The organism is Dactylosporangium sp. NPDC000244 (assembly GCF_040300725.1).
Classification (GTDB): domain Bacteria; phylum Actinomycetota; class Actinomycetes; order Mycobacteriales; family Micromonosporaceae; genus Dactylosporangium.
The window spans coordinates 263,418-280,551 of record NZ_JBEPEH010000011.1; the positions used below are offsets into that span (position 1 = coordinate 263,418).

17 protein-coding genes are annotated in these 17,134 nt (G+C 73.5%); 15 read left to right on the top strand and 2 right to left on the bottom strand.

Going from position 1 to position 17,134, the window contains the following annotated elements:
• The first annotated feature begins 2 nt into the window (after positions 1–2).
• Positions 3–632, top strand: coding sequence for a hypothetical protein (locus ABT369_RS18115; RefSeq protein WP_350613233.1), 630 nt, complete (start codon positions 3–5; stop codon positions 630–632).
• A 55-nt stretch (positions 633–687) separates the two neighbouring features.
• Positions 688–1,422, top strand: a complete 735-nt coding sequence (locus ABT369_RS18120) for a metal-dependent hydrolase (protein WP_350613285.1) — start codon at positions 688–690, stop codon at positions 1,420–1,422.
• 54 nt (positions 1,423–1,476) lie between these two features.
• Here the strand turns inward: ABT369_RS18120 and ABT369_RS18125 are convergent, their stop codons facing one another.
• A complete protein-coding gene (locus tag ABT369_RS18125; protein WP_350613235.1) occupies positions 1,477–2,064 on the bottom strand; it encodes a TetR/AcrR family transcriptional regulator in 588 nt (195 codons plus the stop codon).
• Between the two features lie 143 nt (positions 2,065–2,207).
• On the opposite strand from ABT369_RS18125, the gene ABT369_RS18130 reads away from it, so the two are divergent.
• The 13 genes from ABT369_RS18130 (at position 2,208) to ABT369_RS18190 (ending at position 13,168) form a co-directional block, all read left to right on the top strand.
• Positions 2,208–3,065: a CoA transferase subunit A gene (locus ABT369_RS18130; protein WP_350613237.1), complete on the top strand. Its 858-nt coding sequence runs from the start codon at positions 2,208–2,210 to the stop codon at positions 3,063–3,065.
• An 82-nt stretch (positions 3,066–3,147) separates the two neighbouring features.
• Positions 3,148–3,900, top strand: coding sequence for a CoA-transferase subunit beta (locus ABT369_RS18135; RefSeq protein WP_350613239.1), 753 nt, complete (start codon positions 3,148–3,150; stop codon positions 3,898–3,900).
• Between the two features lie 166 nt (positions 3,901–4,066).
• On the top strand, positions 4,067–5,119 hold the full coding sequence (locus tag ABT369_RS18140; RefSeq protein WP_350613241.1) for an NAD(P)H-dependent flavin oxidoreductase: 1,053 nt from the start codon (positions 4,067–4,069) through the stop codon (positions 5,117–5,119).
• Positions 5,119–5,751 (top strand): gamma carbonic anhydrase family protein, encoded by a 633-nt coding sequence (locus ABT369_RS18145; protein ID WP_350613243.1) that lies wholly within the window; start codon positions 5,119–5,121, stop codon positions 5,749–5,751. Before ABT369_RS18140 ends, ABT369_RS18145 begins: the two co-directional genes overlap by 1 nt.
• A gap of 4 nt (positions 5,752–5,755) precedes the next feature.
• The gene (locus ABT369_RS18150; protein WP_350613245.1) at positions 5,756–6,508 is read left to right on the top strand and encodes an SDR family oxidoreductase; all 753 of its coding nucleotides are present in this window, start codon (positions 5,756–5,758) and stop codon (positions 6,506–6,508) included.
• 8 nt (positions 6,509–6,516) lie between these two features.
• Positions 6,517–6,942 carry an FAS1-like dehydratase domain-containing protein gene (locus ABT369_RS18155; RefSeq protein WP_350613247.1) on the top strand — a complete coding sequence of 142 codons (426 nt, stop codon included), beginning with the start codon at positions 6,517–6,519 and terminating at the stop codon, positions 6,940–6,942.
• Positions 6,939–7,343 (top strand): MaoC family dehydratase, encoded by a 405-nt coding sequence (locus tag ABT369_RS18160; protein ID WP_350613249.1) that lies wholly within the window; start codon positions 6,939–6,941, stop codon positions 7,341–7,343. Before ABT369_RS18155 ends, ABT369_RS18160 begins: the two co-directional genes overlap by 4 nt.
• Positions 7,340–8,074: an enoyl-CoA hydratase family protein gene (locus ABT369_RS18165; RefSeq protein WP_350613251.1), complete on the top strand. Its 735-nt coding sequence runs from the start codon at positions 7,340–7,342 to the stop codon at positions 8,072–8,074. The genes ABT369_RS18160 and ABT369_RS18165 overlap by 4 nt, the downstream gene beginning before the upstream one ends.
• Complete coding sequence (locus ABT369_RS18170; protein ID WP_350613253.1) at positions 8,071–9,207, top strand: acyl-CoA dehydrogenase family protein; 1,137 nt, start codon at positions 8,071–8,073, stop codon at positions 9,205–9,207. Before ABT369_RS18165 ends, ABT369_RS18170 begins: the two co-directional genes overlap by 4 nt.
• Before the next feature lie 8 nt (positions 9,208–9,215).
• The gene (locus tag ABT369_RS18175) at positions 9,216–10,100 is read left to right on the top strand and encodes an acyl-CoA dehydrogenase family protein (RefSeq protein ID WP_350613255.1); all 885 of its coding nucleotides are present in this window, start codon (positions 9,216–9,218) and stop codon (positions 10,098–10,100) included.
• Entirely contained in the window at positions 10,097–10,930 is an 834-nt protein-coding gene (locus tag ABT369_RS18180) for an enoyl-CoA hydratase (RefSeq protein WP_350613257.1), read from the top strand. The genes ABT369_RS18175 and ABT369_RS18180 overlap by 4 nt, the downstream gene beginning before the upstream one ends.
• Positions 10,927–11,661, top strand: a complete 735-nt coding sequence (locus tag ABT369_RS18185) for an SDR family NAD(P)-dependent oxidoreductase (protein ID WP_350613259.1) — start codon at positions 10,927–10,929, stop codon at positions 11,659–11,661. The genes ABT369_RS18180 and ABT369_RS18185 overlap by 4 nt, the downstream gene beginning before the upstream one ends.
• Complete coding sequence (locus ABT369_RS18190; RefSeq protein ID WP_350613261.1) at positions 11,654–13,168, top strand: class I adenylate-forming enzyme family protein; 1,515 nt, start codon at positions 11,654–11,656, stop codon at positions 13,166–13,168. The genes ABT369_RS18185 and ABT369_RS18190 overlap by 8 nt, the downstream gene beginning before the upstream one ends.
• A gap of 55 nt (positions 13,169–13,223) precedes the next feature.
• Here the strand turns inward: ABT369_RS18190 and ABT369_RS18195 are convergent, their stop codons facing one another.
• Positions 13,224–16,973 (bottom strand): nidogen-like domain-containing protein, encoded by a 3,750-nt coding sequence (locus ABT369_RS18195; RefSeq protein ID WP_350613263.1) that lies wholly within the window; start codon positions 16,971–16,973, stop codon positions 13,224–13,226.
• Positions 16,974–17,134 lie beyond the last annotated feature (161 nt).

Consider the following 17,134-nt stretch of genomic DNA (forward strand, 5'->3'; position numbering starts at 1 on the left):
TCGTGTCGGACACCGATGTGGCACGGTTCGTGCTGGTTCGTTCGCGCTGGCAGGCGGCCGTCCCGCTGGGGGTCACGGTCGTGTTCCGGGCGCTGATCGTCGCCTACGCCCTGGCGCTCGGTGCCCGGGGGCTGATGCTGTTCGCCGTGCTGGCGCTGTTCGGGGTGACCGGGGCCCTCGGCCTGTTCGCGTTCGTGGCCACCCTGACGGTGCCGCCGGCCGAGGTGACTGCCGACGGGCTCCGGCTGCGCGCGCTGGCCGTCTCGACCGGGCTGACCGACCTCGCCTGGTCCGAGGTGCGGGCCGCGTGGATCGCGTACCTCGGCAGCCAGCGGTGCCTGTTCGCGCTCGCCGGCGAGCGGGAGCGCCCCTACTTCTCGCCGATCCCCGACGGACCGGGGGCCGCGGACGCGGTGCGGGAGCTCAGCGGCGGCACCGTCACCGTCGCGAACGAGCCGCCGCCCCGGCCGCAGACCGACTCGCCGGGGTTCCGGCTGGCCGGGGTCGGGCGGGCCCGCCGGACCCCGTTGCTCGTCGCGGTCCTGCCCTGGGTGCTGATCCTGGTCATGCTCCCGTGGCTGACCCACACGACGCCGGCGTGGGACCAGCCGTGGTGGCCCGGCAACCACTGAGCTCATCACCGGGCTCGTCCCGCATTTGCGTGCATGGATCACCATCGGAAGGGTGATGGGATCTTCACACGCCGTGTCGGGGGCCGCCGGGTGGCTGGCGGGCTGTGCGGCGCTCGCGGCCGCGGGCGTGCCGGCCGAGCCGCCCGTGGTGATCGTCGGGACGGTCGTCGCGGCCGGGGCGGCGCTGCTGCCCGACTGCGACCACCCCAGTTCATGCGTCGCGCACACGTTCGGCCCGGCGACGAAGTTCCTGTGCCGGCGCATCGGGCGGGCGTGTGCCGTGCTGCACGCCCGCACGCGCACCCCGCTCGACGTCCGTGACCTCGACGGGCACCGCACGCTCACGCATACCGTGCTCTGGGCGCTCGTCACCGGGCTGGTCGCGGCCGTGGGCGGGTGGCTCGGGGGCATCGCGGCCGCCGCGGTCGTGACGTTCGCCACGACCGGGCTCGCCGTGCGGGCGCTGTGGCCGAAGCGCAAGCGGGGCACGCTCGGGGCGACGCTCGGCGGGGCCGTCACCGCCGCGGCGCTCGTCACGTTCGGGCCGGCCGGCGGCTGGTGGTGGCTCGGGCTGCCGGTCGCGTTCGGGTGCCTCGCGCACATCGCCGGGGACGCGCTCACCAACACGGGGGTGCCCGCGCTGTTTCCGCTCAAGCTCGGCGGGCGGCGCTGGCGGCGGCTGCGGGCCCCGCGCGGGCTGCGCTTCGGGACCGGCGGCCGCGCTGAGCACCTCGTCCGCTGGGCGATGGTGGCGGGCGCGATCGGAGCGGGCTGGCTCCTGGCCGCCTAGCCCGCGCTCACGTCACTTGCGGGACTGGCCGTCTCACGTGCGCGAAAGGCCGTCTCACTTGCGGGACAGGCCGTCCAGGAACAGCGAGGTGCAGTCCTCGGCCAGGCGCGAGATCGGGTACTCCTTGGTCGGCTTGAACCAGCGCACCGACAACCACACCGCGTCACGCATCAGGCGGTACAGAATCTTCGGGTCGAGGTCCGAGCGGATCACGCCCTGGCCGATCCCGGCCTCGATGACCTGCAGCCAGGCGGCCTGGACCTCCTTGCCGGCGTTGCGCAGGTATCCGAACCGCTCGATCTGGATCAGGTAGTTCACGTCGTTCTGGTAGATCTCGGTGGCGTGCGGGTGTGCCTCCACCACCTCGAGCGACGCCACGATCAGGTCGTGCAGGCGGGTGCGCGGGTCCGTGTCGGCGGCCAGCACCCGCTTGTAGCGTGTCCGCAGGTCCTCGAGGTAGGAGGTGACGATCTCGTCGACCATCGCCTCCTTGGACTCGAAGTGGTGGTAGAGGCTCCCGGACAGGATGCCGACCTCGTCGGCGATCTCACGCACTGTGGTCGCCGCCACGCCCTTGCTGGCGAACAGCGCCGCGGCACTGGCGAGAATCCGCTCGCGTCGCTCTCCAGACTCCCGCGCCATGCCGTGTTCCTTTGCAGAGAAGGTGATGTATCCCGCCGGAGTGTACCGACCCCGTGAGAAAACGAGTGTAGCGTAATCAAGCAAGCGCTTGGTACGGTCGTGTGGCAAGTCAGCCTGCGGGAGTAAGGCGGCCAAACACAGCGATGGCGAACAAGCAGATGTCCCCCGACGAGGTCGTGTCCCGGTTACGCTCCGGCATGACCATCGGGATCGGCGGCTGGGGGTCGCGGCGAAAGCCCATGGCCCTGGTGCGCGCGATCCTGCGCTCCGACCTCACGGACCTCACGATCGTGAGCTACGGCGGCCCCGACGTGGGCCTGCTGCTGGCGGCGAAGAAGGTCCGGCATTTGATCTACGGGTTCGTGTCGCTCGACTCGATCCCGCTCGAGCCGCATTTCCGTGCGGCCCGGGAGAGCGGCGCGGTCGAGGTGACCGAGTACGACGAGGGCATGCTGCGCTGGGGGCTCTACGCGGCCACCTGCCGCCTGCCCTTCCTGCCCTCCCGCGTCGGGCTCGGCTCCGACGTGCTCACCGTGAACCCGTCCCTGCGGATGGTCACCTCGCCCTACGGCGGCGAGGAGTTCGTCGCGATGCCGGCCCTGCAGCTCGACGCGGCCCTGGTGCACCTGAACCGGGCCGACGTGCACGGCAACGCGCAGTACCTCGGCAAGGACCCGTACTTCGACGACCTCTTCTGCACCGCGGCCGAGCAGGCCTACGTGTCCGTCGAGCGGATCGTCCCCACGGCCGAGCTGACGCGCGACGCGCCCGTGCAGAGCCTGCTGCTGCAGCGCTGGATGGTGCAGGGCGTGGTCGAGGCCCCCGGTGGCGCGCATTTCACCTCCTGCGACCCGGACTACGCGCGCGACGAGGCCTTCCAGCGCGAGTACGCCGACGCCGCCGCCGATCCCGAGCGCTGGCAGCGGTTCTACGAGCGGTACCTGGACGGCGACGAGGCCGCCTACCGCGCCGCCGTCGAGACCAGGAGCGTGGCCGCATGAGCGGTCCGGAGCGAAGCGGAGGGGCCGCTCATCATGAACACAGTTTCCTCATGCCGGCGCCGGAGCTTGCGGAGGTGACGGCATGAGTGACGTCACCCGCGCGGAGTACTGCGCGATCGCGTGCGCCGAGGCCTGGCGGGGCGACGGGGAGATCCTCGCGAGCCCGGTCGGCGTTGTGCCGAGCATCGCCGCCCGCCTGGCCCGCGCCACGTTCGCGCCCGACCTGCTGCTCTCCGACGGCGAGGCGATGCTCGGCGTGGGCACCTGGGCGCTCGGGCAGGCCCCGGCCGAGGTCGAGGGCTGGGTGCCGTTCCGGGCCGTGTTCGACCTGCTCTACACCGGGCACCGGCACGTCATGATGATGCCGAGCCAGATCGACCGGTACGGCAACGCCAACATCTCCGCGATCGGCGACTTCGCGCGCCCGACCCGCCAGCTGCTCGGCGTGCGCGGCGCGCCCGGCAACACGGTGAGCCACCCGACGAGCTACTGGGTGCCGCGGCACGGCAAGCGCGCGTTCGTGGCGGCTGTCGACATGGTCAGCGGCGTCGGCTACGACCGCGCCGCCGCCGACCCGGCCGCGGGGAAGTACCACGAGCTGCGGCGGGTCGTCAGCAACCTCGGCGTCTTCGACTTCGACACCGAGGACCACCGCATGCGCCTGGCGTCGGTGCACCCGGGCGTGACGGTCGACGAGGTCCTCGCCGCGACCGCCTTTGATTTAGTTGTACCGGCCGAGGTCCCGCAAACCCGCGAGCCCACCGAGGACGAGTTGCAGCTCATCCGCGAGGTGATCGACCCGAAGGGCGCCCGCTCGCGGGAGGTGTCATCGTGAGCGGTCCGGAGCGGAGCGGAGGGGCCGCTCACCAGGGGGTGCAGGGTTTGCTCGCGTCGCCGGAGCGGAGCGGAGGCGGCGTGAGCGGTCCGGAGCGGAGCGGAGGGGCCGCTCACCATCGGCTCAGGGTTTCCGCCCCGGCGCCGGAGCTTGCGGAGGTGACGGGGTGAGTAGTGCCCTGCGGACGCCGATCTGCGAGCTGTTCGGGGTGAAGTACCCCATCGTGCAGACCGGCATGGGCTGGGTCTCCGACGCCGGGCTCACCGCGGCCACCGCCAACGCCGGCGGCCTGGGCATCCTCGCCAGCGCCACCCTGTCCTACGACGAGCTCGTCACCGCGATCGCCGACGTCAAGGCCCGCACCGACAAGCCCTTCGGGGTCAACCTGCGCGCCGACGCGCCCGACGCCGGCCGCCGGGCCGACCTGCTCATCCGCGAGGAGGTCCGGGTCGCCTCCTTCGCCCTGGCCCCCAAGCCGGAGCTGATCGACAAGCTGAAGTCGGCCGGCGTGGTGGTGGTGCCCTCCGTCGGCGCGCGCCGGCACGCCGAGAAGGTCGCGGCCTGGGGCGCCGACGCCGTCGTCGTGCAGGGCGGCGAGGGCGGCGGGCACACCGGCCCCGTGCCGATCTCCCTGCTGCTGCCCCAGGTCGTCGACGCCGTCGACATCCCGGTGGTCGCGGCCGGTGGCTACCACGACGGGCGCGGGCTCGTCGCCGCGCTCGCCTACGGCGCGGCCGGGATCGCCATGGGCACCCGGTTCCTGCTCACCACCGACAGCCCGATCGCCGAGGACGTGAAGCGGCGCTACCTGGCCGCGACCGTCACCGACACCGTGGTCACCGACGCGCTCGACGGGGTGCCGCAGCGCGTGCTGCGCACCGGGTTCGTCGACGCCCTCGCGAAACCGTCGGTCCCCGGGCGGCGGCTCGCCCGCGCGTTCGGCAGCGCCCGGGCGTTCCGGAAGCTCTCGGGCCGCTCGTGGGTGTCGCTGCTGCGCGAGGGGCGGGCGATGCGCGGGCACGGGCTGCGGTACGACCAGGTGCTCCTGGCCGCGAACACCCCCATGCTCATCCGCAACGCGATGGTCGAGGGGCGGCCCGACGCCGGCGTCATGGCCAGCGGGCAGGTCGCGGGGCTCATCGACGACCTGCCCAGCGTCGCCGAGCTGGTCGAGCGGATCATGGCCGAGGCCGGGACCGCGCTGAAGCGGCTGGCCTGATGCCCGCGTACGCGATCGACGGCCTCGTCCCGGTCGTGCACCCGGACGCCTACGTCCATCCGACGGCGGTGCTCATCGGCGACGTCCACGTCGGCCCCGGCTGCTATGTGGGGCCCCTCGCCAGCCTGCGCGGGGACTTCGGCCGGATCGTCATGCTGGACGGCTCGAACCTGCAGGACTCCTGCGTCTTCCACACGTTCCCGGGCACCGAGGCGGTGCTCGGCCGGCACGGCCACGTCGGGCACGGCGCGGTGCTGCACGGCTGCGTCATCGGCGACGGGGTGCTCGTGGGCATGAACGCGGTCGTGATGGACGGCGCCGAGGTCGGGGCGGAGGCGTTCGTCGGCGCGCACGCGTTCGTCAAGGCCGGCTTCGTGGTGCCGTCGCGCACGCTCGCGGCCGGGTCGCCGGCTCGCGTCGTGCGCGACCTGACGCCCGCGGAGCTCGCCTGGAAGGCCAACGGCACGCGGGTGTACCAGGAGCTGGCCGCCCGCAGCCGGGCCTCCCTCCGCGAGGTCGAGCCGCTGCCGGCGCCCGAGCCCGACCGGCCCGAGCTGCCGACCGGCCCCGAAACCGCGGTCCCGCTCGGCGTCGCCCGGGCTAGTGAACCAAACAAGCGCTTGGTAGAGTGATCGCATGCTGGAGAAGACCGCAGGTCACGGCCTGCTCGCCGGCCGCACGGTGCTCGTCACCGCAGCCGCCGGCACGGGCATCGGGTTCGCGACCGCCGAGCGCTGCCTGGAGGAGGGCGCCACCGTCGCGATCAGCGACCGGCACGAGCGCCGTCTCGCCGAGACCGCCGAGCGCCTCGGCGTGCTCGCGGTGCCCTGCGACGTCACCGACGAGGCCCAGGTCCAGCGGCTCTTCGACACCGTGACCGAGCGGCTCGGCGGGCTGGACGTGCTCGTGAACAACGCCGGGCTCGGCGGCACCGCGAACATCGTGGACATGACGGACGAGCAGTGGTCCACGGTCCTCGACGTGACGCTCACCGGCACCTTCCGCTGCACCCGGGCGGCGCTGCGGCACATGATGCCGCGCGGCCGGGGCGTGGTGGTCAACAACGCCTCGGTCATCGGCTGGCGGGCGCAGGAGGGGCAGGCGCACTACGCCGCGGCCAAGGCCGGGGTCATGGCGCTCACCCGCGTGTCCGCCGTCGAGGCGGCCAGGGCCGGGGTGCGGGTCAACGCGGTGGCGCCCAGCCTCGCGATGCACCCGCACCTGGCCAAGGTCACCACCGAGGAGCTGCTCGCGGAGCTGTCCCAGCGCGAGGCGTTCGGGCGGCCGGCCGAGCCGTGGGAGGTCGCGAACGTGATCGTCTTTCTGGCCAGTGACTACAGCACGTACATGACCGGCGAGGTCGTGTCGGTCAGCAGTCAGCATCCGTAGGGGTTCACATGGTCGACGACAGTGCCGCCGGACGCACCGGCGAGCCGTTCACCCTCGACGTCGAGCGGGGCAAGATCCGCGAGTTCGCCCGGGCCACGCACTCGGCCAACCCGGCCTATCTGGACACCGAGGACCCGGTCGTGCCGGCGACGTTCCTCACCACCGCGTTCTTCTGGCAGTCCGGAGCCGCCGACCCGTGGGAGGCGGTGGCGATGGACCAGCACAAGGGGCTGCACGCCGAGCAGGAGTTCGTGTTCCACGGCCCGCCGCCGCGCGCCGGCGCCCGGCTCACCGGGGTGTCCCGGATCGAGTCGGTGACCCGCAAGGAGGGCCGCTCCGGGCCGCTCGCGTTCGCCGTCATGGTGACCGAGTTCCGCGACGAGACCGGCCGGCTCGTCGCCACCGCGAAGCTGACGGGGGTGGAGGCAGGGTGAGCGGTACGGAGCGAAGCGGAGGCGGTGGCACCGCTCTCGTTGTCGGGCCACTGACACGCACGGATCTGGTGAAGTACCAGGGCGCGTCGGGCGACTTCAACCCGATCCACCACGACGAGACCTTCGCCCGCGAGTCCGGCCTGCCGGCCCCGCTCGCGCTGGGCATGCTGCAGGCCGGGTTCCTGGCCACCTGGGCCACCGACGCGTTCGGCGCCGAGAACGTCCGCACGTTCCGGGTCCGCTTCGCCGCCCGGGTCTTCCCCGGCGACACGGTCACCTGCGACGGCACCGTCACCGCCCGCCGCCCCGGCGAGCTCGACGTCGAGATGACCTGCACCAAACAGGACGGCACCGTCGCCGTGTACGGCTGGGCGACCTTCGCGACCGAAGAGGACCAATGATCACCTCGACTGTGGACGACCGCGGCATCGCCGAGATCGTCATGGACAACCCGCCCGTGAACGCGCTGCCGGTCAAGGGCTGGTTCGACCTCGCCGGCGCGCTGGACGCGGCCGGGGCCGACCCGGCGGTGCGGGCGGTGGTGCTGCGGGCCGAGGGCCGCGGCTTCAACGCCGGCGTCGACATCAAGGAGCTGCAGGCCGCCAAGGACTTCGGCGCGATCGTCGGGGTGAACAAGGGCTGCGCGGCCGCGTTCGCCGCCGTCTACGACTGCCCCGTGCCCGTCGTCGCGGCCGTGCAGGGCTTCTGCCTCGGCGGCGGCATCGGGCTGTGCGGCAACGCCGACATCATCGTCGCCGCCGACGACGCGACCTTCGGGCTGCCCGAGGTCGACCGGGGCGCGCTCGGCGCCGCGACCCACCTGTCGCGGCTGGTGCCCCAGCACAAGATGCGCGCGATGATGTACACCTCGGCCACCGCGACCGCCGCCGAGCTGCACGCGTTCGGGTCGGTGCTGCGGGTCGTGCCGCGCGAGGAGCTGCGGGCGGCGGCGTTCGAGGTCGCGGCGAACATCGCGGCCAAGAACCCCACCGTGATCCGGGCCGCCAAGGAGTCGCTCAACGGGATCGACCCCTGGGAGCCGAAGCGCAGCTACCGGTACGAGCAGGGCTTCACCTACGAGCTGAACCTCACGGGCGTCGCCGACCGCGTGCGGGACGAGTTCGGCCGATGACGGTCGACCTGTCCGACACGCCCGCCGAGGCCGCGTTCCGGGCCGAGGCGCGCGACTGGCTGCGGGCGAACGTGCCCGCCGAGCCGCTGCCGTCCGGCGACACCCGCGAGGGCTTCGCCGCGCACCTGGAGTGGGAGCGGCGGCTGTTCGACGCGCGCTGGGCGGTGGTGTCGTGGCCGTCCGCGTACGGCGGCCGGGACGCGTCGCTGTGGGAGTGGCTGATCTTCGAGGAGGAGTACTACGCCGCCGGGGCCCCGCAGCGGGTCACCCAGAACGGCATCTTCCTGCTCGCCCCGACGCTATTCGAGTTCGGCTCCGACGAGCAGCGCGACACCCTGCTGCCGCGGATGGCCGCGGCCCAGGACCTGTGGTGCCAGGGCTGGTCCGAGCCCGGCGCCGGCAGCGACCTCGCCGCGATCGCGAGCCGCGCGGTGCGGGCCGATGGCGGCTGGCGGCTGAGCGGGCAGAAGACGTGGACGACCCGGGGCGCGTTCTGCACCCACCTGTTCGGGCTCTTCCGCACCGACCCGGACGCGCCCCGCCACCACGGCCTCACGTACTTCCTCGTCCCCCTCGACACCGAGGGCGTGACCGTGCGCGGCTTCGGCCGCCTCGACGGCGACGAGGGCTTCGCCGAGGTCTTCTTCGACGACGTGTTCGTCCCCGACTCGGCCGTGCTCGGCGGCCTGCACCAGGGCTGGAAGGTGGCGATGGCGACCACCGGCTCCGAGCGCGGCCTGACCCTGCGCTCCCCGGGCCGGTTCCTGCACGCCGCCGAGCGCCTCATCGCGCTCGCGATCGCGCACCGGGACCGGCTGCGGCCGGCCACCCGGGAGCGGGTCACCCGCGCCTGGCTGCGCGCCCGCGCGTACCGCCACTTCACCCTGCACCAGGTCACCGGCCTGGTGGAGGGCCGCCCGCCCGGCGCCCGCTCGAGTCTCAACAAGCTCTACTGGTCGCAGCTGGACATCGACCTGCACGAGGTGGCGCTGGAGCTGCTGGGCGCGCAGGCGCTGCTCGACGGCCCGTGGACGCGCGGCTACCAGTTCTCCCTCGCCGGCCCCATCTACGCGGGGACGAACGAGATCCAGCGCAACATCGTCGCCGAGCGGGTGCTCGGCCTGCCCCGATAGGTTCACCGATGCGCTTCGCCCCCACTGACGAGCAACTCGCCTTCGCCGACGCGGTCCGGGCGCCCCTGGCGGCCGGCGACTGGGACGCCCTCGCCGCGATGGATGTCTTCGCCGACCTTGGGCTCGCGGCGACCGACTTCGTGGGGGTGCTGGAGGCGGCCGGGTACGCCGCGATCGACGAGCCCTTCTCCGCCACCGCGTTCGTCGCGGGGCCGCTGCTGGCCGCGCTCGGCGATCCGCGGGGCACCGACGGCTCCCGCATCGCCCTGGCCGGGCCGGGCGGCCTGACCCCGTTCGGCGCCAAGGCCGACTGGATCCTGCACCTCGACGCCGATGTGGCCCGGATCGGCGCCGCCGCCGGAGCCCCGGTGTCCACCGTGGACCCGTTCCTCAGTGCGACCGTCTCCACCGGCGCCGACGTCCTCACGGACGACCCGGCCCTGGTGCGCCCGGCGCGGCTGCGGGCCGGGCTGGCGCTGGCCGCCGAGCTCGTCGGGCTCGGGCGGCGAATGCTCGACCTCACCGTGGCCTACGTCAAGCAGCGTCACCAGTTCGGCGCGCCCGTCGGCAGCTTCCAGGCCGTCAAGCACCACCTCGCCGACGCCCTGCTCGGCCTCGAGTTCGCCGCGCCCGAGGTGCTCGCCGCCGCCTGGGCCGTCGAGCACGACGTGGACGCCGAGCGGGCCGTGGACGCCGCGGTCGTGCTCGCCGCCGAGGCCGCCCACGAGGCCGGGCGCGCCGCGATCCAGTGCCACGGCGCGATCGGCTACACGGTGGAGTACGAGCTGCACCGGTACGTCAAACGGGCCTGGGCCCTGGAATCCCTGGCGGAGACCGGCGCCCGGCTGGACCGCATCGCCGCATCCCTCGCCCTCCCGGAGGCAACCTCATGAGTGACGACGTCGTCCTGTACCGCACCGAAGGCCCCGTCGCCGTCGTGACGATGCACCGGCCGCAGTACCGCAACGCCCAGAACTCCAAGATGACCTACGCGCTCGACGACGCCTTCGGCCGGGCCGCCGCCGACGACGACGTCAAGGTGATCGTGCTCGCCGGCTCGGGCGAGCACTTCTCCGCCGGCCACGACATCGGCACCCCCGAGCGCGACATCGACCAGAGCTTCGAGCGCCGCGCCGGGCTGTGGTGGGACCACGTCGGCAAGGAGGGCGCCGAGAGCCGCTTCGCCCGCGAGTCCGAGGTCTACCTCGGCATGTGCCGGCGCTGGCGGGAGCTGCCGAAGCCGACGATCGCGATGGTGCAGGGCGCCTGCATCGCGGGCGGGCTCATGCTCGCCTGGTGCTGCGACCTCATCGTCGCCGCCGACGACGCGTTCTTCGCCGACCCGGTGGTGCGGATGGGCATCCCCGGCGTCGAGTACTTCGCGCACCCGTGGGTCATGGGCCCCCGCTACGCCAAGGAGTTCCTGTTCCTCGGCGAGCGCGTGCCGGCCGAGCGGGCCCTGGCGCTGGGCATGGTGAACCGGGTCGTGCCCCGGGACGGCCTGGAGTCGTCCACGATGGACATCGCGAACCGGATCGCGGCCATGCCGCGGCTGGGACTGGCGCTGACCAAGAAGGCGGTCAACCAGGCCGAGGACCTGATGGGCCTGCGGGCCGGGATGGACTCCGTCTTCGGCCTGCACCACGTGGCCCACGCGCACAACGCCGAGGTCGGCAAGGACGCCCTGGCCGGGCACGACGCGCGCTCGATGCGTTCCTCATGAGCGCCCAGCGATACTCCGGCAGCGTTGCCCTCGTCACCGGGGCCGCCTCCGGCATCGGGGCGGCCACCGTGCGCCGGCTGCTGCGCGAGGGCGCCCGGGTCGCGGCCCTGGACGTGGCGCCCATGGAGGAGTCGGGCGACGACGTGCTGGCGCTGCACTGCGACGTGCGCGACGAGGCCGAGGTCACCGCGGCCGTGGCGCGCGCGGCGGACTGGGGCGGCCGGCTCGACCTGGTGGCCAACGTCGCCGGGGTCGCCTCCTACCAGCACACCTCCGAGGTGACGCTCGCCGAGTGGGATCGCATCATCGGCATCAACCTCACCGGCACGTTCCTGGTCGCGCGGGCCGCGCTGGAGCCGCTCGTGGCCGCCCGCGGGGCGATCGTGAACGTGGCCTCCCTCGCCGGGGTGCGCGGGTGGCGGTACAGCGCCGCCTACTCGGCCGCGAAGGGCGGCGTGGTCGCGCTGACCCGCTCGCTGGCCGTGGAGCTGGCGCCCTCGGGAGTCCGGGTCACGTGCGTGTGCCCCGGCTCCGTGGACACGCCGCTGCGGGCCGGGCTGGCGCCGGTGCCGAATCCGCATCCCCGGCTCGCGGGCATCGGCGGGGCGCTGGTCGACCCGCCCGTGGCCGATCCGGCGGAGGTCGCGGCGGCCATCGCGTACCTGGGCTCGGCCGAGGCCCGCTTCGCCGCCGGTGCGGTGCTGCGCCTGGACGGGGGAGCGGGTGCCTGAGTTCCCGGCGTCCAGAGTGGACGCGTTCTACGCCGACGGCTCCTGGAGCGCCGACACGATCGCGGACTACGTGGCCCGCAACGATCCCTCCGGCATCGCGTTCCACGCGCCGGAGGGGACGTTCACCTGGCGGGAGTACGACGAGCTGTCCTCGCGCCTCGCGATGTCCTATGTGGACCAGGGCTTCGCCCCGGGGGACCGGCTCGCGGTGCTGCTCACCGGCGGCGCGCTGACCCACATCGCGTACCTGGCCGCGCAGAAGGCCGGCCTGGTCACGGTCGGCATCGGCCCGCGGGCCGGGGACGCCGAGATCGCGCACCTGCTGCGCAAGACCGGCGCCGCCCTGGCCACCCGGGCCGAGCACCGGGGCCGCCCGGGCGCCGCCATCGCCGCCGCGTGCGGCGCGCACCGCCACGTGCCGCTGGACCTCGAGACCCTGCCCGCGCAGGGGCTGGCCGAGGCGCGGATGGGCCCGGACGACCTGTTCTTCCTCAACTCCACCTCGGGCACGACCGGCCTGCCGAAGGTGGTGCGCCAGACGCTGAACAACCGCAAGTACTTCGGCCCCCTGGCCCACGCCGCGGGCCGCTTCGGCCCGGACGAGGTCGTCGCGAGCGTGCTGCCCGCCCCCTACGGCTTCGGCCTGTGGAGCGCGCACGTCGTCCCGGCGATGTACGGCTACCCGGCCGTCCTCACCGCCGAGTTCGACGCCGCCGAGACCCTGCGCCTGATCGAGCGGCACCGGGTGACCGTCCTGTGCGCGGTGACGGCCCAGTTCATCATGATGCTCAACAGCCCCGGCTTCGCCTCGGCCGACCTGTCCTCGCTGCGCGTCATGTTCACCGGCGGGGAGCGGGTGCCGCTGGCCCGGGCGCGGGAGTTCGAGGAGCGCACGGGCTGCTCGGTGCTGCAGTTCTACGGCTCCAACGAGGCCGGCCCGATCTCGGTGACCACGGTGGACGATCCGCCGCACAGCCGCCTGACGACCGCGGGGCGCCCGATCCCGGCGATGCGGCTGCGCCTGGTCGGCGACGGCCAGATCTCCGTCGACGGCCCCGGCTGCACCCCCGGGTACCTCGACGACGACGTGGCCAACGCGGCCCTCTTCCGCCCCGACGGCCGGCTGCTGACCGGCGATGTCGGCGCGGTCGACGCCGACGGGTACCTCGCGATCACCGGCCGCATCGCCGACTTCATCATCCGCGGCGGGCACAACGTCAGCGCCCTCGTCGTGGAGGAGGCCGTCGCCGGGCACCCGGCGGTGGCGGCGGTCGCGGTGGTCGCGGCGCCCGACCCGGTGCTCGGCGAGCGCGCCTGCGCCTACGTGGTGACCCGCGCCCCGCTCACGCTGGACGACCTGCGCACCCACCTCGACGCGGGCGGGGTCGGCAAGCAGAACTGGCCCGAGCACCTGGTCGAGCTGCCGGCGCTGCCGCTCGGCACCGGCGGCAAGGTGGACAAGGCCGCCCTGCGCGCCGATGCCGCGAGGCGCTTCGCCCAGGCCTAGCCGGTCCGAACGGGCCGGCCGGCGGTGCGCCGACCGGCCCGCGTTCTTCAGCGCGTCACCCCGTCCCGCCGGCCGGCGGGCGGATCTGCAGGACGTGCACGCCCGCCTCGCCGCTGTTGGTCGACGTCCGCGTCAGCCCGGTGGCCGCGGTGTCGAGCAGCTGGCCCGGCTGGCGCGAGCCCGGCAGCTCGGCGAAGGTGCCGGCGTCGCCGGAGCCGTTGGCGTACCCGGCCGCCGCCGAGGTGCCGCCCAGGCCACCGGTGCCGCCGCTGGCGTCGCCGGTCTCCCACTGCAGCTGCTGGTAGCTGAGCACGATGTCGAAGGCGCCCGGGGCCACGTCGGCCCGGTCCACCAGGTAGAGCTGGAACGAGTTCAGCTTGTCGTCGTGGCCGTTGAAGTAGCCGACCTGGTGGTAGTCGACGCAGAACGCGCGCCGGCCGTTCACCGTGCCCGTGCCGTACTTCACCGGCTGCGAACTCGCGCCGCGGGTGTCCACGTCGGCCCACCACGCCGCCACCATCGGCGAGCGGAGGTCGGCCATGGCGCCCGGCGTGTAGTCGGAGCGGGGTCCGTCGAAGGTCACGTTGCCGTTGTTGTTGACCCAGACCGAGGTGTACTGGCGGCCCAGGAAGTCGATGCTGAACGGCAGCACGATCTCGGGGCTGGAGCCGTCGTCGTTGGGCGTGACCGAGTTGGCCTGGCAGGTCAGGCCGAGCTGCTGGCCGTCGACCTGGAAGCCGTACCCGCCGGTGCGCCCGCCCGCGTCGAACACCCGCAGCTGGTACTGCCCGGACTCGCGCAGCGCGGTCGCGCCCAGCGAGCCGCAGTCCGGCCCGCGGGTGCGCCCGATCGGCCGGCCGCTCGGCGACACGAGGGTGATCGAGAACGTGTCGGGGCTTGTGCACGCCGCCGGGGTACTGATGAGGATCGTGTCCCCGGCCTGCAGGTCGATGAGGTAGACGTCCACGCCCAGCGGCGCCGAGATGGTCCCGGTGACCCGCTGCCCGAGCGTGATGTGGGCGGTGTCCTCGGCGGGCGTGCCGACCGCGCCGAGGTCCACGGTGGACCGCATGCGCTGGGCGACCACGGCCGCGTCGTCGGCGAGGCGCGCGTCGCCGGTCAGGCCCACGTCGAGGATGCACTGTTCGAGCCCGGCGCCGGGCTGCAGGCCGCGGCCGCGGCAGACCTGCTCGGCCGCGGCGCGAGCGGTGTCCGACAGGTCCGCGATGGACGCGGTGGTCGGCGGCACGATCGGCAGCGCCCCGTCCGGCGGCACGGTGCTGCGGAAGAACGAGGCCGCACCGCTCACCCGCCAGCTCTCGCCGAACACGCCGTACAGTTGGTCGCGGTTGTGCGTTTCGTGCACGACGGTGCCGTCCCGCGCGGTCAGGTCGTTGGCCGGGTCGCGGTCGGCGTTGCCGAGGATGCCGCGGACCTTGCCCCAGCGGCTCGGCGCGAGCGTGAGGAAGGCGTTGTCGCCGGTCCACCGGCCGGCGGCCAGCTCGGTGCCGTCGGGCCACCGCACGACCGCACCGCTGACGCCGGAGAAGCGCAGCACGGCGCCGCCGGGCAGGCTGGTGGTGCCCGGCCGCACCTCGAAGGGCTGGCCGTCCAGGGTTGCCACCAGCGGGGAGCCGGGGGCCGAGGTGGTGTTGTCGCCGAAGGCGAGGATCGAGCCGCCGACCCGGGCCGCGACGCCGCGGTTGAAGGCCACGCTCGGGGAGGTGTTGGGCAGCCTGGTGTACCGCACCTGCACGGCGAAGTCGTCGGTGGTCGACTCCGCCATCACGAAGTCACCGGCGGCCTGGAAGTCGTAGGTGCCGTTGTCGAAGGTCACCATGTGCGGATCGCCGTAGCCGCCGCCCGGACCCGGGTCGTGCAGCCCCGCGTCGGCCGTGGTCCCGCCGTCCGGCGGCAGCCCGTCGCCGGGCACGCTGCCCGGCGGCAGATCGTCAGGCGTGTCGCAGGCGTTGCCGACGTGGTCGCCGTCGTCGTCGGCCTGGTCGGGGTTGGCCACCTGCGGGCAGTTGTCGAGGGGGAAGCCGGCGCCGGTCCACGGCTGCGTCTCCGGCACGCCGTCGCCGTCCGCGTCGTTGCGGTACAGCCCGGTCACCTCGACCGGGTCGGCATCCACCGGCGTTGTCACCTGGAACAGGATCGGCTTGGCGTAGAAGCCGCCGCCGGGCTTCGGGGTCACCTCCAGCCGGCTGAGCGCGATCGTGGCCAGCTCCTCGATACCCGCGCCGAGCTGACCGTCGCACAGATCGATGGAGTCCTTCACGGTCAGCGTCAGCGTGGGCACCACCTCCACCTTGGTCAGCACGCCCTTGGGGCTGGCCGTGGGAACGAGCTTCACCGGCCCGGTGAAGGTCCGCTCGTCGTCGAAGTGGGCGCCGTTGATGGTCACCCCGCTGATGCCACCCGCGATGTTGCCCGGCACGTCGAACGGCCACGCGTAGTTGATGTTCTCCTTGCTGCCGACCGTCTTGCCGTTGTAGCTCAGGGTGGTGATGTCCACCGTGGTCGGATGCTCCGGCGCGGACAGCGCGGGGGGTGTCCGCTCGCCCAGCGCGGCCGCGACGTTGTTCACCACCCGCCTCGTGCCGATGTTCGTTTCGTCCACCGTGCGGAACTGGCGCAGTGCGTCGGCGTTCGTCACCGCCACCCGGCCGGTGGAGGGCACGCCGCCGTCGAGGTACTGGCCCCAGAGGTCGGCGGAAGTGGTGCCCATGGCCACCCTCAGGAACGGCAGCAGTACCTTCTGCATGAAGCCCCGCGCGTAGTCGGCGTCGAACGTGGACGTGAACGGCGTGCACTTCGACGCGGAGCCGCCCCACCGGTTGTTGAAGCGGGGCCGGTCGCGCAGCACCATGCCGTCGAACTCGGTCAGCTGGACCTCCAGCCGCCCGCCGACGATCCGCGACGGCAGCACGGAGCCGGCGGAGGTGTCCGGGTTGATGCCGACGATCTCGGCGTCGCCGGGCTCCAGGCCGGTGGCGCGGGTGTCGATTGAGACCGTCACCGGCCGCAGGAACCGCGTCCCGCTCGGCGACAGGTCGACGATCGGCACGCCCGCGGTGTCGGCCGCGCCGGTGAAGACGAGCTGGGTGAGGTTGAGCTCGACGGTGTTGCGGACCGCGTTCGGCGGTACCGTCAGCCGCCACCCCGGCCCGGAGAACGTACCGCCCCGGTTGGTGACGCGGACGGGCGCGGCCATGTCCTGCAGCAGCGCGTCGCCGACCTGGCCGGCGCCGCCGCCGGCGACCCGCCCGATGCTCAGGCCGCTGATCCGCCCGGGCGCCCGCACCGACAGGCCGACCATGCCGTCGGGCAGGCCCGTGAGGGTGTACCGGCCGTTCGCGTCGGTCTGCGCCCGCCGGGGCCCGTAACTGACCCATGCGCCGGCGATCGCCGAACCGGTGGCCACGTTGACGACCCGGCCCCGCAGCGTCCCGCTCGACGCGGCCGTCCGCTGGCGCACCTCGACCCGCTGCGCCGCCCGCTGGTTGCCGTAGAGCGCGGTCACCTCGAGGCGGTTCTCCCGGTCCGGGCGCAGCACCACCTCGACCGAGAACGCTCCGTCCGCGCCGCTGGCGGTCGACGCCGGGATCAACCCGCCGGCCACCGTGACCGTGCTGCGCGGGATCGTCCGCCCGGTCAGCACGACGCTGCCGAGGGTCGTGCTTCGCGGCGCGTGCACACTCAACCGGGGACCACCGGGCCCGTGCTCGAGCGGGCCGCCGCCGGCCGCGGCCGGGGCGGCACCGGCAATGACCGCCACGACCTGCACCAGCAGAACAGACAACACCGCGACGCCCACGGCCAGCCGCCGCGACGTCGCGCCATGAACGTGCCGAATGGACCGCACTAACCTCGGTCTTTCGTTAGCTGTTGATCAAGGCTGTTTGGCAGCTGGTTGATCTTCTCGTGGGCGGCGCGGATGGGCTGGGCATGGTGGTGACCCGG

Excerpts from the sequence above, each read along its gene's own strand:
- ABT369_RS18120 (WP_350613285.1), top strand. The coding sequence starts at position 688 with ATGGGATCTTCACACGCCGTGTCGGGGGCCGCCGGGTGGCTGGCGGGC.
- ABT369_RS18125 (WP_350613235.1), bottom strand. The coding sequence starts at position 2,064 with ATGGCGCGGGAGTCTGGAGAGCGACGCGAGCGGATTCTCGCCAGTGCC.
- ABT369_RS18130 (WP_350613237.1), top strand. The coding sequence starts at position 2,208 with ATGGCGAACAAGCAGATGTCCCCCGACGAGGTCGTGTCCCGGTTACGC.
- ABT369_RS18135 (WP_350613239.1), top strand. The coding sequence starts at position 3,148 with ATGAGTGACGTCACCCGCGCGGAGTACTGCGCGATCGCGTGCGCCGAG.
- ABT369_RS18145 (WP_350613243.1), top strand. The coding sequence starts at position 5,119 with ATGCCCGCGTACGCGATCGACGGCCTCGTCCCGGTCGTGCACCCGGAC.
- ABT369_RS18150 (WP_350613245.1), top strand. The coding sequence starts at position 5,756 with ATGCTGGAGAAGACCGCAGGTCACGGCCTGCTCGCCGGCCGCACGGTG.
- ABT369_RS18155 (WP_350613247.1), top strand. The coding sequence starts at position 6,517 with ATGGTCGACGACAGTGCCGCCGGACGCACCGGCGAGCCGTTCACCCTC.
- ABT369_RS18165 (WP_350613251.1), top strand. The coding sequence starts at position 7,340 with ATGATCACCTCGACTGTGGACGACCGCGGCATCGCCGAGATCGTCATG.
- ABT369_RS18170 (WP_350613253.1), top strand. The coding sequence starts at position 8,071 with ATGACGGTCGACCTGTCCGACACGCCCGCCGAGGCCGCGTTCCGGGCC.
- ABT369_RS18175 (WP_350613255.1), top strand. The coding sequence starts at position 9,216 with ATGCGCTTCGCCCCCACTGACGAGCAACTCGCCTTCGCCGACGCGGTC.
- ABT369_RS18180 (WP_350613257.1), top strand. The coding sequence starts at position 10,097 with ATGAGTGACGACGTCGTCCTGTACCGCACCGAAGGCCCCGTCGCCGTC.
- ABT369_RS18185 (WP_350613259.1), top strand. The coding sequence starts at position 10,927 with ATGAGCGCCCAGCGATACTCCGGCAGCGTTGCCCTCGTCACCGGGGCC.